The organism is Actinomycetospora sp. NBRC 106375, from assembly GCF_030269665.1.
Classification (GTDB): domain Bacteria; phylum Actinomycetota; class Actinomycetes; order Mycobacteriales; family Pseudonocardiaceae; genus Actinomycetospora.
The window spans coordinates 1-12,807 of sequence record NZ_BSTS01000009.1; the positions used below are offsets into that span (position 1 = coordinate 1).

Below are 12,807 nucleotides of genomic sequence, written 5' to 3' on the forward strand. Positions count from 1 at the left end.
GGGTGGTCACCCTCGCCGCACCCCACGGCGGGCGACCCGCCTCGATGCTGCTCGGACGCCACCTCGCCGGCCACACCATCACCGTGCTGCGCGACGGCGACCACATCACCGTCTACACCCCCGACGGCCAGGTCCTGGGCCACCAACACCTTGACCCCACCAAGCGCTACCAAGGCCGCCTCACCCCCGCGGCCTGACCACCAAGATCCGAACCCGCGACACAACCACCGAGACTCGGCCTTGACAGATCACCCGAGACAGGACAGCCCCTATCGGGGCCCCGACTACTCACAGGGGATAGACCGCCAGCTCCACCAGGTTCCGGTCGGGGTCGCGGAGGTAGACGCTGCGCATGGGGCCGAGGGCGCCGGTGCGGTCGACCGGACCCTCCTCGATCGTCACGCCGGCGTCGGTGAGCGCGGCGACCACGTCCTCGATCGGCCCGCCGACGACGAAGCACAGGTCGCCGCTGCCGGGGGTCGGACGCAGCGCCTTGGGCTCGAACTCGTTCCCCGCCTCGTGCAGGTTGATCTTCTCGTCGCCGAAGCGGAGCGCGGTGCGCCCGGAGAACGTCCGCTCCTCCATGCCCAGCACGCGGGTGTAGAAGTCGACCGTGGCCCGGAGGTCGCCCACGGTCAGGACGAGGTGGTCGAGGCTGCGCACGTGCGCGGGACGGGTCGCCATGGCGACCCATCCCACTCCGCTCACGACGTCAGCGCAGCCCCACCGCCCGGAACATCCCGTCCGGGTCGTAGGACTCGCGGACGCCGGTCAGGAAGGCGAGCGTCGCGCCGTCCCACAGCGCCCCCAGTCGTCCTCCCGCGGCGGGGCCCTGGAAGTTCGGCAGCCCGCCGGTCGCCCAGGGCCGCAGTGCGTCGATCACGGACCGTGCCGCGGCGGGCGCCATCGCCGCCACCGGCGGGAACATCGGCGCGAGCGCGTAGAGGTGGAAGGCGGCGTCGCGGCCGGCGACCGCGTCGTGCTCCCGCGGGGGCCTGTGCGCGATCGCGCCACCGAGGTGGCGGAGCTCGGCCATGATCAGCGGGGTCTCGACGCCCGGGCCGGCGACGGCCAGCAGCGCGTCGACGGCGTCGACCGTCAGGGCGCCGAGCGTCGTCGAGTCGTCCCAGATCGGCATCGGGTCGGTCGGGTCCGCGTGGATCGCGTCGATCGCCGCGAACGGCATCTCGTCGATCATGTCGGCGATCGGCGTCGCCACCGCGCGCATCGGGGCCAGGATCGCCGCGCCCTCCTCGGCCGTCCCGAGGTGGGCAAAGCGCAGGTGCGTGACGAACGCGCCCTGCAGCGGCGGGGGCAGCGAGGGGTCCGGGGGCAGGCGCAGCAGCGCCACCGAGCTCGAGGACTCGTCGGGCAGGGTCGTGACCCACGCGCGCCACGCGTGCAGCAGCTGTGGGGACGCCTCGCCGGGGAAGAAGGCGCCGCCGCCGTAGAGGCGGGTCACCGGGTGCAGGGCGATCTCGATCTCGGTGACGACACCGAAGCCCGTCTTGCCGCCGAGCAGCGCGGCGAAGAGCTCCGGCTCGCGGGTGTCGTCGACGTCGCGCTCGACGCCGTCGGCGGTGACGACGCGGACGCGCCGGACCTGGTCGGCGCCGGTGCCGAACGCCCGGGACAGCTGCCCGCCGCCGAGGCAGAAGCCGACGACGCCGACGTGCGACGACGACCCGCAGATCGGCGCGAGCCCGTGCGGCGTCGCCGCGGCGATCACCTGCTGCCAGCGCGCGCCCCCGCCGACGGTCGCGGTGCGGGCCTCGGGGTCGATCCGGACCTGGTCGAGGTGGCGGGTGGAGATCAGCACGGAGCCGGCGAGGTCGGACAGCAGCTGGTGGCCGGTCGCCTGGACCGTCACGGCGCGCCCTTCGCCGCCCGCCCATCGGACCGCGGCGACGACGTCGGCGGGACTGCGGGCCTCCACGACCAGATCGGGGCGTGGTGTGGTCGTCGTCACGAACGGCGCGACGGCGGCGGCGTACCCGGTGTCGAGCGGGGTGAGGGCGGCGGGGGCGGTGAGCGAGGTGGTCATTTGGGATCTCCTGTCGAGGGTGGGTGGTCAGCGGGCGGCGGTGGCGTCGATCTCGACGGCAATGCCGGGGACGGCGAGGCGGACGACCTGCAGGAGGGTCGCGGGCGGGGTCGCGCCGACGGCGTCGAGCCGCTCGGTGATCGCGCCGTAGGACGCCAGCGCGGCGTCCATGTCGGTCACGTGGACGACGAGGCGGGTGACGTCGCGGAGATCCATCCCGCCGCGGGCGAGGAGGTCGTCGACGTTCGCGATCGCGAGCGCCATCTGGGCGGTCATGTCGCCCTCGTGGAGGAGCTGCCCGTCGGCGTCGATCGAGCCCTGTCCGGCGACGGTGAGTAGCTGGACGGGTGCCGGGCGGAGCTGGGCCTGGTCGTAGCGGAAGCCGGCGTTCCAGGACGTCGGGTTGATCCGGTAGGGGCCGGTGAGCTGCTGTGTCATGCCGAGAAGCCTGCGTCGTCGATCCCGCGGCGCCCATCCCAGCGCGCTGGTGACCTCCCATCCCAGGAATCTGGGATCCCCCGTTTGCTCGATCGCTTGCTACATTGCGTGACGTGACCGTGGTGAGCGCCGAGCGCGTCCGCACGCAGATCGACGGGCTCGCGGCGGCGGGCCTGGACTGGCCGACCTTCGGGGCCGCCGCGATCGAGACCCTCCGCCGGGCCCTGCCGTTCTCCGCGGCGTGCCTGTGCACCGTCGACCCGGCGACCGAGCTCGTCACCGCGACCGTCAAGTGGGGCGACGTCGACGACGAGCACGACCTCGAGTGGTCGTACTACGAGTACGAGGTCGACGACGTCTACGACTTCCGCGCCGTCGCCCGCCGGCCCGGCGCCGTCGCCGCGCTGGCCGCCGAGACCGGCGGCGACCCGTCCCGCTCGCGCCGCTACGCCGAGATGTTCTCCCCGGTCTGGGACTACTCCGACGAGCTGCGCGCCGGCCTCGCCACCGACGGCGCGACCTGGGGCGGCATCGCCCTGTTCCACCAGGGCGGACGCACCTTCACCCCGGCCGAGCAGGAATTCGTGAGCTCGGTGTCGGCCGGCTTCGCCCGCGGTCTGCGCACCGGGCTGGTGGTCGGCGCGGCCGACCTGACCGTCGCGGGCGGCGGCGACGGTCCCGCCGTGATCGTCGTAGGCGCGGACGACGAGATCGTGCAGGCGAACCTCGGCGCGCAGGAGCGCGTGGCCGACCTCGGCGGCGGCCCGCTCGGCGACGGCCGGCTCCCCCAGGTCATCTACACGATCATCGGCGCGGCCCGGCGCCGCGCGGCCGACCCCGGTGCGCCGATGCCGCGGGCCCGGCTGCGGTCGCGGTCCGGGCGCTGGGTGGTCGCGCACGCGTCACCGATGGTGGGCCGCGGCGGGACGGTCGCCGACGTCGTCGTCACGCTCGAGGACGCCCGCCCGCCCGAGGTGATCCCGCTGGTCGTGGCGTCGTACGGGCTCACCGACCGCGAGCGCGACGTCGTGGCCCTGGTGCTGGCGGGCGTGGACACCGCCGACGTCGCCGCGCGCCTGCACCTGTCGGCCTACACCGTGCAGGACCACCTCAAGAAGATCTTCACGAAGGTCGGCGTGCGCAGCCGCCGCGAGCTCATCGCCCGGATCTACAACGACCACTACGTCCCGCACCTCGTCGAGGGCGGCGCCCTGGCCCCGTCGGGCTGGTTCGCGAGCTGACCCATGTGAGCAGTTGGCGCCCCTATGGGGGCGCCAACTGCTCACGTAGGGAACGGAGGCAGACTCGGCGGGCGTGGAGGGGCTCTTCGTGGCGACGCCGTCGCCCGCGCTGGTCGAGATGGTCGGGGCGGCGGGGTACGACGTCGCGATCCTCGACGCCGAGCACGCGCTGGTCTCCCCGGACACGCTGCAGGAGATGATCCGCGCCGCCGAGGTGACCGGGATCGCGCCGTGGGTGCGGGTCCCCGAGCACGACCCCGGGTTCGTGCTCCGCGTCCTCGACGCCGGCGCGACCGGGATCGTCGTCCCGCACGTGCGCTCCCGCGCCGACGTCGAGGCCGTCGTCCGCGCCGCCCGCTACGCCCCCGCGGGGATGCGCTCGCTGAACTCGGGACGGATGGTCGGCTACGGGCGCGTCGATCTGACGACGCACGTGGCTCGCGCCAACAAGGACATCACCATCGTCGCGATGATCGAGGACGCCGAGGCTCTCCAGGTGATCGACGAGATCGTCACGACACCCGGGCTGGACATGGTGCTCGAGGGCGCCGCCGACCTCTCCCAGTCGCTCGGGGTGCCGTGGCGGACCCGGCACCGGCTCGTGCGCCGGGCGGTCGAGGAGGTCCACGCCGCCTGCCTGCGCGCCGGCGTCCGGTTCTGCGCGATCCCCCGCGTCCCCGCCGATCGCGCCCGCTGGCGCGCCCGCGGCGTCACCGACCTCGTCCTCGGCGAGGAGCGCTCCCTGGCCGTGCGCGCCTTCCGGTCCCATGTGAGCGAACTTCGGTGCTATAGCACCAGAGTTCGCTCACATACCGAGGTCATCGCGGCCGCCGTCGAGTCGCCGGACCCGGTGTGCCTGTTCTCCTACGACCTCGACGCGCTGCGCCGGCACGCGCGCCGGGTCGTCGAGGCGCTGCCCCCGCGGTGCCGGATGTTCTACGCGGTGAAGGCGAACTCCGACGAGCGGGTCGTCGCCGCCCTCGACGGCGTCGTCGCCGGGTTCGAGGTCGCCTCCGGCGGCGAGCTGGCGGTGGTCGGCGACGCGGCCCCGGACGCCCCGGTGCTCCTGGGCGGGCCGGTGCCGACCGACGCCGAGCTCGCCGCGGGCCTCGCCGCCGGCGTCACGCGCTTCCACGTCGAGAGCACCCTCGGTCTGCACCGGCTCAGCGACGCCGCGACGGCCGCGGGGACCACCGCCGACGTCCTGCTGCGCGTCAACCTCGCCGGCCCGTTCCCCGCGGCGACGCTCGCGATGGCCGGGCGACCCACGCAGTTCGGCATCGACGAGTCCGACCTGCCCGCCGCCGTCGCGGCCGCCACGGAGCTCCCCGGGGTCCGCCTCGCCGGCTTCCACCTGCACTCGCTGTCGAACAACCTCTCCGCCGAGCGCCACCTCGCGATGCTCGGGCACTACCGCGACGTCGTCCGCGGGTGGGAGGAGGAGTTCGGCGTGCGGGCCGAGGTCGTCGACGTCGGCGGTGGCATCGGCGTCGACTACGCCGCGCTCTACCGCCCGTTCGACTGGTCCGCGTTCTGCCGGGGCCTCGCCGAGCTCCTCGCGACCTTCCCCGAGCACTGGCGCGAGATCGACTTCGAGTGCGGCCGCTTCCTCGTCGCCGGCTGCGGCGTCTACGCGGCCGAGGTGCTCGACGTCAAGCGCACCCACGGCCACGCGTACGCCCTCCTGCGCGGCGGCACCCACCACTTCCGCCTGCCGTCGTCGTGGCAGCACAGCCACCCGTTCCACGTCGTCCCGGTCGACGCCTGGCCCGAGGGGCGCCCGCGCCCGGAGGTCACCGACGACGAGGTCACGATCTGCGGGGAGCTCTGCACACCCAAGGACACGCTCGCCCACGCGCGGGTCGGTCGCCTGCGCGCCGGCGACGTCGTCGTGTTCGAGGCGGCGGGCGCCTACGGCTGGGACATCTCGCACCACGACTTCCTGCGCCACCCGCACCCGGACCGGGTGTTCCTCGGGCCGTCGCCGGACTAGTCCTGGCGCTGGCTGTCGATCTTCCAGACGCCGTCCTGGAGCACCAGCCCGAACACCGTGCGCTCCCGGACCGCGCGCCCGTCGGCGTAGCGGTAGGACACGGTGGCGTCGACGGCGTCCCCACCCGCCGGCGAGACATCGAGCACCGCGACCTCCTGCACCGAGCCCCAGAAGCTTCGGTAGTTCTCGAGCCCGCCCGCCGTGGACTGCTGGAACGACGGCGTGAGCCGCTGCCAACCCTCGTCCAGACGGTCGGGCAGCAGTGCGTAGTAGTCGACGACGGCCTGCTGCCGCGCCCGGTCGTCGGCGCTGCCGGTGAGGGCAGGCGACGCGGTCGCGGCGTCCCCGCCGGACCCCGTCGCCGACGACGTCTCCGGTGTGGACCCCGCGTCGGAGGGCACGCGGGCGCCCGACCCGGCGCCGGTGCCGAGCAGGGCGACGACGACCACCGCGCCCACGAGGACGACGGCGAGGCCGGCGACGGCGTAGGGCCAGCGTCGACGGGCCGGATGCCGGGCCTCGTCGGTGTCCGCGGGAGGGCGGCCGGGCACCGCCACGTGGTCGGGTGGCGGGGAACCAGGTGGCGGCCGGAGCACGGGTGCCGGGCCGGGTGCCGTGGCCACCGGCGCGGCGACGGCGACGGGCTGCTCGGGCGCGGGATCGGGGACGGGCTCCCGGACGGACACGTCGGGTGACGACGACGGCGCGCTCCCCGCGGCGGGCCGCGGGAGGATCGGCGTGACCGGACCCTCCTCCGTCCCCGCGCTCCCCGAGACCAGGGCGGCGAGCTCGTCGCGCACCCGGGACATCGGCAGCCGCCGGTCCGGCTCCGCCTGGAGCATGCCGCCGAGCAGCGGGGCGAGCGGGCCGGCGTGGCGGGCCGGGGCGTGCTCGCCACCGGCCACGCGGTGCAGCACCGCCAGGGCGTTGTCGCCCGCGCCGAACGGCGGCCCGCCCTCCGTCGCGGCGTAGAGCGTGGAGCCGAGCGAGAAGACGTCGGAGCGGAAGTCCGCGGCGGCGCCGCGCGCGACCTCCGGGGCCAGGTAGGCGGGCGTGCCGGCGACGCGGCCGGTGGAGGTGATCGTGACGTCGTCGACGGCGCGCGCGATGCCGAAGTCGGTGACCTTGACCGTGCCGGCCTCGTCGATGAGCACGTTCCCCGGTTTGACGTCGCGGTGCACGATCCCGGCGTCGTGGGCCGCGGCGAGGGCGTCGGCGACCTGGCGACCCAGCCGGGCGGTCGCGTCCGGATGCAGGGGCCCGTCCTGGGCGAGCACCTCGGCGAGGCTGCGGGAGGGCAGGTACTCCATCACGAGCCACGGGGCCTCGTCGTCCTCGACGACGTCGTAGAGCGCGATCGCGTGCGGGTGGTGCAGGCGCGCGATCATGCGTCCCTCCCGCATGACGCGCCGGTGGGCCTGCGCGAGGGCCTCCGCGTCGGCGCCCGAGGGCAGGAGGACCTGCTTGAGCGCGACGGGCCGGCGCAGCGTCTCGTCCTCGGCGCGCCAGACCACGCCCATCGCGCCCTGCCCGATGCGGTCGCGCAGCCGATAGCGAGCCGCGACCAGCTCGTCCTCGTCGGCCACCCGGCCTCCCTCACCTCGTCCGTCGGGTCGGGTGAGTCTGCCCCGAACGAGGGAGGGTCATGTCCCCGGCCCGCTACGCGGTGGGGAGCGGGAAGCCTCCGGTCATGAGCTCGTAGCTCATCTCATGCACGTCCTGGGTGGTGACGAGCGTGATCCCCCGGCGCGCGGCCTCGGCGCGGGCGGCGCCGAAGGTGCGGTCGGAGTCCTCGTGCGAGCGACCCCGGGTCCAGTACCGGATGGCGTGGCAGTGGCTGCGCGCGAGGCCCTGCGCGATCCGCAGGTCCTCGCGGATCGCCTTGACCACGTGGCCCTCCCCCGCGACCCAGGCGGCGGCACCGTCCGGGACGGGCCGGGCGCGCACGACGTCGAGCAGGGACCCGCCCGCGGCCCGGTGCACCCACCGCACGGGCCGCGCGAGCTCCTGCTCGTCGGCGGCGTCCTCCACCTCGACGGCGGCGCGGACGGGCGTGTGCCGCGGGAGCCACTCGAGCAGCGCGGCGATGGCGGGCAGCGCCGTCTCGTCGCCGGCGAGCAGGACCTCGTCGGCGTCCGCGGGCGGGGTCCAGCCGCCGCCGGGGCCGACGATGCCGGCGGGGTCGCCGGGGCGGGCCGCGGTGGCCCAGCGACCGGCCGCCGAGTCGCCGTGCAGGGCGATGTCGATGGCCATCTCGCCGCGGTCCCGGTCGAGGGCGCGCACGGTCATGCTGCGCGCGTAGGGCCGGGAGTCGTCGTCCGGCCAGGTCAGGCCCGTCGGGCCGGGCTCGGGGAGGACGACGGGCGCGCCGGGCTCGGCGAAGAGCAGGCGGACGTGCGCGGCGGGCGGGATCGTCTCGAGCCCGGCCAGCACCTCCGCGTGGGAGCCACCCAGCGTCACGCGCTGCATGCGGGGCGTGACGCGTTCGGTCGCCACCACGTGCAGCGGCGGCAGCACCGACATCCTCGTCACGCCCGATCCCTCCTCACCCGAATGCGAGGAAGGCTAGCCTCACCAACCCGTACCGATCCACCCCCGTCCGCGATCGCGGCGCCGAACGGGGTGCACAGCACGCCGACAGGCCCGCGGCGCCGGACAACACGCCACGGCCGGCGTGTCGTTCCGCGAGCGTGTGGCGATCCTGGCGTGAGACGCCAGGAAAGCCGCATCGCTCGTACCGGGGGCGGCCCTACAGCCCGAACACCTTCCGGGCGGTCTCGCCGAGGATGTTGCGCTTGGCGTGGTCGTCGAGGAACGGCAGGGACGCGATGCGGCCGGGGACGTCGAAGTCCCAGTGCGGCCAGTCCGACGAGTACATCAACGAGTTCGGGGCGTCGATCGCGCGCAGCGTCGCCTCGAGCAGGGCGTCGTCGGTCCACTCCATCGGCTGCGAGGTGTAGAACATCTCGCGCATGTAGGCCGACGGCGGCTTGGTCAGCAGCGGGGCGTCGGACTGGCGCATGTAGTACTCGTGGTCGAGGCGCTGCATCATGAACGGCACCCACGCCAGGCCGCTCTCGATCCAGATGGTCTTGAGCCCGGGGAACCGCTCGGGGATCCCGTTGATGACCCAGTTGGTCATGTGGGTCATGTTGCAGGTCACGAAGCTCATGGCGTGCGCCGAGAGGAAGCGGTTCATCGTCGACGTCATCGAGTCGGCCTGGTTCGGGCCGGCATGGAAGCCGATCGGCAGGCCGCGCTCCTCGAGCATCCGGTAGAGCGGCATGTACGCGTTGCGGTGCACGCCCGCGTGGCGCTGGCTGGTGACGAGGAAGCCGATGACACCGGGGTGGTCGGCGAACTCCTCGACGGTGGCGAGGCAGGCGTCGGGGTCCTCGAACGGCAGCCCGAGCATCGTCCGGATCCGCGGCTCGCGCGGCAGGATCTGGCTGGTGAACCACCGGTTGTAGGCCTGCAGCAGGGCGCTCGCGACCTGGGGCTGCGGGTGCAGTCCGGTCTCGAGCATGGGCTGCGGGAAGACGACCTGGACGTCGATGCTCATCGCGTCCATCGCGCGCCGCACGAGCGTCACGTCCCGCTCGGCACCCGAGCCGGTGTCGGGGGTCTCCTCGCCGAGCGAGGCCTGGTGCGGGATGCGCCCGGAGACGTCCTGCATCGTCAGCCCCGGCGGGTGGTTGTGCAGCGCCAGGTGGGAGGCCTGGGGCCAGTTCTTCATCATCTGGTGCGCGGTGTCCTTGAGCACCGGCGAGTCGAGGAACTCCAGGATCTCCGGCCAGGAGTCGAGCTCCACGTGGTGGGAGTCGACGTCGACGATGAAGTACTCGTCGAGCCCGTAGCGCTCGGTGTCGCGGGCGGCGTTGGCCAGGATCTCCCGGCTGTCGGTGTGGGTGGTGATCTCCTGCGTCGGCAGGCGACGCACACCGTCGTCAACGGTCATGAACTGCTCCTCGAGAACCACAGCGCCAGGTCGAACGGGTTGAGGTCGTGCGCCTTCAGGGCCGCGGTGGCGAGCACGACCGACTCGGTGGGGGTGAGGTCGGTGCCCTCCAGGGGGCGGGCGTCCTCCTCGGCCGCGACGGCGTAGAGCCGCGCCGCGACGGCGACGAGACGGCGCGCGACGTCGGGATCGAGCGCGGCGATCGCCCCGTCGCCGAGGCCGGCGTCGACCTCGGCGGTCAGCTCGTCGACGAGGGTGCCGATGCTCTCAGACCGTGACACGGACCCGCCCGCCCTCCTCGGCGACGCCCACCGGACGCAGCGCGTAGTCGGGACGGCCCGGGTGGCGCCCGGTGGTGACGTCGTACTCGAAGCCGTGCCAGGGGCAGACGATGTGCATCTCCGCGTCGTCGAACACCAGGCCGAGGCTGCGCTGCCCGTCGTCGAGGCGCTCGCGCACGCGGGAGACGATCCGGCCCTGGCAGGCGGGCCCGCCCTGGTGGGCGCACACGTTCTCGTAGGCGTAGAGGCGCCCGGAGAAGCGGAACACCCCCACCGTCACCGCGTCCGGCCCCTCGCCGAGCGTCACGACGAGACGCCCCCGCTCGGCGACCTCGTCGCTGGCCCCGACGTCGAAGACCCGGGGCGTCACCGTGCTCGTCATGCGACCACCGTGCGCCGCGCCACATCTCTTGTAAAGTTCAGATATCGAGGCTGATTCGTGAGTTCTCCTGAGTATTCGCTGCGGCAGCTCGGGTACTTCGTCGCGGTCGCGGAGGCGGGGACGCTGGCGGGCGCGTCGGCGACCCTGCACGTCTCGGCGTCGGCGCTCTCGCTGGCCCTCGACGAGCTCGAGCGCGCGCTCGGCGTGCAGCTCACCGTGCGCCGCCGCGCCCACGGCATCCGCCTGACGCCGGCCGGGCAGGACACGCTGCGCCGGGCCCGCCGGCTGCTGCGCGACGCGGGCGAGCTCGCCGACGCCGCGGGCGGCGAGGCCGGTGACGTCGCGGGCGCGGTGCGCGTCGGCTGCTACACGACGCTCGCGCCCGGGCTGCTGCCGGCGACGCTCGGGCGCTTCGCCGCGCGGCACCCGCGGGCCCGCGTCGAGTTCGTCGAGGGCCCCCAGGACCAGCTGCAGCGCGGGCTGCTCGAGGGCGAGCTCGACGTCGCCGTGCTCTACGACCACCGCCTCGACCCCGCACTCGAGCTCACGCCGCTGTCGTCGAACACGCCGTACCTCGTCCTGCCCGCCGGGCATCCGCTGGCCCGCGACGGCGGCCCGGTGAAGCTCGCGGACCTCGTCGACGAGCCGATGGTGCTGCTCGACCTGCCGCCGAGCTCCGAGCACGCCCTCGGGGTGTGCCTGGCCGCCGGACTGTCCCCGCGCGTGCGCCACCGCACCGCGAACCCGGACACGGCCCGGGCGCTCGTGGGTCAGGGACTCGGGTTCACCGTGCTGGCGCAGGCCGTTCCGGGCACCCGCACCCATGCGGGCGACGAGATCGTCGCCGTCCCGATCGCCGACGACCCGGCACCGTTGCCGATCGTGCTGGCATGGTCGGGACAGGTGGCCCCGACGGCCACCGCGCGGGCGTTCGCGGCGGCAGCACGGGACAGCAGCGGGAGGCACCACCGGTGACCGAGGATCTGCGGGACGACGACTACATCCCGGCGCACCTGCGCGACGACCTCGACGACGAACCCCCGCCCTGGCCGCCGCACGAGATCGTCCCGGGCATCTGGCAGTCGGGCGACCCCGAGCCCGGCGAGCACTGGGACGCGGTGTTCGACCTGCACGGCAGCGACCTGCCGCTGGAGGACGTCGAGTTCTACGTCCACTGGCTCATCGAGGACGGCCCGGCGCCCGACTTCACGACCCTGCGCGGGCTCGCGGACCTCGTCGACGACATGCGCCGTGACGGCAAGCGGGTGCTGATCCACTGCGCGGCCGGCATCAACCGGTCCGGGCTGCTCTCGGCCGCCGCGCTCATCCGCGGCGGGCACGACCCCGACGAGGCCATCGCCCTGGTCCGCGCGGCCCGCACCGGCGCGCTCAACAACCCGAACTTCGTGGATCTCCTGCACGATCCGCGATGGTCGCCGCGGGAGTGATCTGGGCGGCGGCCATCAGCTCGTCGAACAGCGCCAGGAGCTCACCGACGTCGGTGGGGCCGAGGAGCTGCTGGCGGCCGATCAGCACGGCGAGGGCGAGGTCGGCGAGCCGGCCCGCGCGCTCGTCGTCGACACCGGTCGCGATCAGCGCGTCGGCGACGACGGTCCGGCGCTGGGCGTCGACCCGCTCCTGGACCGCGGCCACGCGCGCGTCGCCGTGGGCCCACGCCCGGATGGCGGCCTCGGCCTCGTGCGGGAACGTCAGGGCGAGGTGCTTGACCACGTCGAGGCGCCCCTCGGGGTCGGGCTCGCGGTCGGCGAGCTCGGCCAGGCGTCGCGTGTCGACGGTCTCCCAGTGCTCCAGCAGCGCGTCGACGAAGTCGTCCCAGCCGCCGAAGTGGTGGTAGAAGGACCCGCTCGTCACCCCGACGCCCCGGCAGAGCGCCGCGAGGCGCAGGCCCGACCGGCCCTCCCGCGCCAGGAGCGTCATGGCCGCGACGAAGTACCCCTCACGGTTGGTCACCGTCACGTCGCCACCCCCTCGTCCCCCGAACGTAGCACCTCCTATGTTCCGGGGGACGACGAAGATCACGACCGACGGCGGGCTACACCGTGGTGCGGTGCGGCAGCTCGATGTCGGCGGTGTAGTACTCCTCGGCCGCCCGCATCCAGAGCGCGCGCCGCTCCGCGCGGTCGGGTTCCGGGAAGCGCTCGCAGGTCGGCGTGTGTCCGGGCGCCTGGTCGGCCGGTCCCCAGACCTCGGCGAACTCGTAGGCGCCGGCGGTGGTGACGGCCCGGGCGAGCACGACCGCGTCGTCGTGGGTGGCGCTCCAGCCCAGGCTGCGCCAGCCCTCGACGTCGGGCCGCCCCTCCGGCGGGTCGGCCCAGGCCCGGACCTCCCAGTCCAGCTCCGCGTGCTCGTGACGACGACGATCGGACAGTGGACGCTCGCTCACGGCGATCACGCTCCTCGCGCGGTCTCGGCGACGGAGGCGACCCGGCGCGCTGGTGTCGCACGCCGC

Annotated in this window: 14 protein-coding genes and 1 pseudogene; 5 read left to right on the forward strand and 10 right to left on the reverse strand. The window is 74.3% G+C overall.

All coding sequences use genetic code 11. The annotated features are described in order from the left end of the window. A pseudogene (locus QSK03_RS15905) lies at positions 1–197 on the forward strand (hypothetical protein); the annotation flags it as partial. A 91-nt stretch (positions 198–288) separates the two neighbouring features. Here the strand turns inward: QSK03_RS15905 and QSK03_RS15910 are convergent. From QSK03_RS15910 to QSK03_RS15920, 3 genes are read right to left on the reverse strand one after another with little or no spacing between them, the layout of a single operon-like run. After that, positions 289–708 (reverse strand): VOC family protein, encoded by a 420-nt coding sequence (locus tag QSK03_RS15910; protein WP_352232004.1) that lies wholly within the window; start codon positions 706–708, stop codon positions 289–291. 4 nt (positions 709–712) lie between these two features. After that, positions 713–2,044 (reverse strand): FAD-binding oxidoreductase, encoded by a 1,332-nt coding sequence (locus tag QSK03_RS15915; protein ID WP_285653828.1) that lies wholly within the window; start codon positions 2,042–2,044, stop codon positions 713–715. A gap of 27 nt (positions 2,045–2,071) precedes the next feature. Continuing rightward, entirely contained in the window at positions 2,072–2,482 is a 411-nt protein-coding gene (locus QSK03_RS15920) for a RidA family protein (RefSeq protein WP_285653830.1), read from the reverse strand. Between the two features lie 113 nt (positions 2,483–2,595). On the opposite strand from QSK03_RS15920, the gene QSK03_RS15925 reads away from it, so the two are divergent. Further along, positions 2,596–3,723 carry a response regulator transcription factor gene (locus tag QSK03_RS15925; protein WP_285653832.1) on the forward strand — a complete coding sequence of 376 codons (1,128 nt, stop codon included), beginning with the start codon at positions 2,596–2,598 and terminating at the stop codon, positions 3,721–3,723. A 73-nt stretch (positions 3,724–3,796) separates the two neighbouring features. Continuing rightward, the gene (locus QSK03_RS15930; protein ID WP_285653833.1) at positions 3,797–5,716 is read left to right on the forward strand and encodes an aldolase/citrate lyase family protein; all 1,920 of its coding nucleotides are present in this window, start codon (positions 3,797–3,799) and stop codon (positions 5,714–5,716) included. Here the strand turns inward: QSK03_RS15930 and QSK03_RS15935 are convergent. The 5 genes from QSK03_RS15935 to QSK03_RS15955 form a co-directional block, all read right to left on the reverse strand. Then, entirely contained in the window at positions 5,713–7,302 is a 1,590-nt protein-coding gene (locus tag QSK03_RS15935) for a serine/threonine-protein kinase (protein ID WP_285653834.1), read from the reverse strand. The genes QSK03_RS15930 and QSK03_RS15935 overlap by 4 nt on opposite strands. A gap of 73 nt (positions 7,303–7,375) precedes the next feature. Then, positions 7,376–8,239, reverse strand: a complete 864-nt coding sequence (locus tag QSK03_RS15940) for a siderophore-interacting protein (RefSeq protein ID WP_285654359.1) — start codon at positions 8,237–8,239, stop codon at positions 7,376–7,378. Between the two features lie 226 nt (positions 8,240–8,465). Next, positions 8,466–9,674 carry an amidohydrolase family protein gene (locus QSK03_RS15945; protein WP_285653835.1) on the reverse strand — a complete coding sequence of 403 codons (1,209 nt, stop codon included), beginning with the start codon at positions 9,672–9,674 and terminating at the stop codon, positions 8,466–8,468. Continuing rightward, a complete protein-coding gene (locus QSK03_RS15950) occupies positions 9,671–9,955 on the reverse strand; it encodes a hypothetical protein (protein ID WP_285653836.1) in 285 nt (94 codons plus the stop codon). The genes QSK03_RS15945 and QSK03_RS15950 overlap by 4 nt, the downstream gene beginning before the upstream one ends. Continuing rightward, complete coding sequence (locus QSK03_RS15955) at positions 9,942–10,337, reverse strand: Rieske (2Fe-2S) protein (RefSeq protein WP_285653837.1); 396 nt, start codon at positions 10,335–10,337, stop codon at positions 9,942–9,944. The genes QSK03_RS15950 and QSK03_RS15955 overlap by 14 nt, the downstream gene beginning before the upstream one ends. A 57-nt stretch (positions 10,338–10,394) precedes the next feature. Between QSK03_RS15955 and QSK03_RS15960 the strand changes: the two genes are divergently transcribed. Then, positions 10,395–11,312, forward strand: a complete 918-nt coding sequence (locus QSK03_RS15960) for a LysR family transcriptional regulator (RefSeq protein WP_285653838.1) — start codon at positions 10,395–10,397, stop codon at positions 11,310–11,312. Then, positions 11,309–11,785, forward strand: a complete 477-nt coding sequence (locus tag QSK03_RS15965) for a protein-tyrosine phosphatase family protein (protein ID WP_285653839.1) — start codon at positions 11,309–11,311, stop codon at positions 11,783–11,785. Before QSK03_RS15960 ends, QSK03_RS15965 begins: the two co-directional genes overlap by 4 nt. Here QSK03_RS15965 and QSK03_RS15970 read toward each other — a convergent pair. Beyond that, complete coding sequence (locus tag QSK03_RS15970; RefSeq protein ID WP_285653840.1) at positions 11,727–12,314, reverse strand: TetR/AcrR family transcriptional regulator; 588 nt, start codon at positions 12,312–12,314, stop codon at positions 11,727–11,729. The genes QSK03_RS15965 and QSK03_RS15970 overlap by 59 nt on opposite strands. Before the next feature lie 76 nt (positions 12,315–12,390). After that, entirely contained in the window at positions 12,391–12,741 is a 351-nt protein-coding gene (locus QSK03_RS15975) for a hypothetical protein (RefSeq protein WP_285653841.1), read from the reverse strand. Between the last annotated feature and the right edge of the window lie 66 nt (positions 12,742–12,807).

Coding starts and splice junctions, on each gene's coding strand:
- QSK03_RS15955 (WP_285653837.1), bottom strand. CDS start 10,337: ATGACGAGCACGGTGACGCCCCGGGTCTTCGACGTCGGGGCCAGCGAC.
- QSK03_RS15920 (WP_285653830.1), bottom strand. CDS start 2,482: ATGACACAGCAGCTCACCGGCCCCTACCGGATCAACCCGACGTCCTGG.
- QSK03_RS15915 (WP_285653828.1), bottom strand. CDS start 2,044: ATGACCACCTCGCTCACCGCCCCCGCCGCCCTCACCCCGCTCGACACC.
- QSK03_RS15940 (WP_285654359.1), bottom strand. CDS start 8,239: ATGTCGGTGCTGCCGCCGCTGCACGTGGTGGCGACCGAACGCGTCACG.
- QSK03_RS15945 (WP_285653835.1), bottom strand. CDS start 9,674: ATGACCGTTGACGACGGTGTGCGTCGCCTGCCGACGCAGGAGATCACC.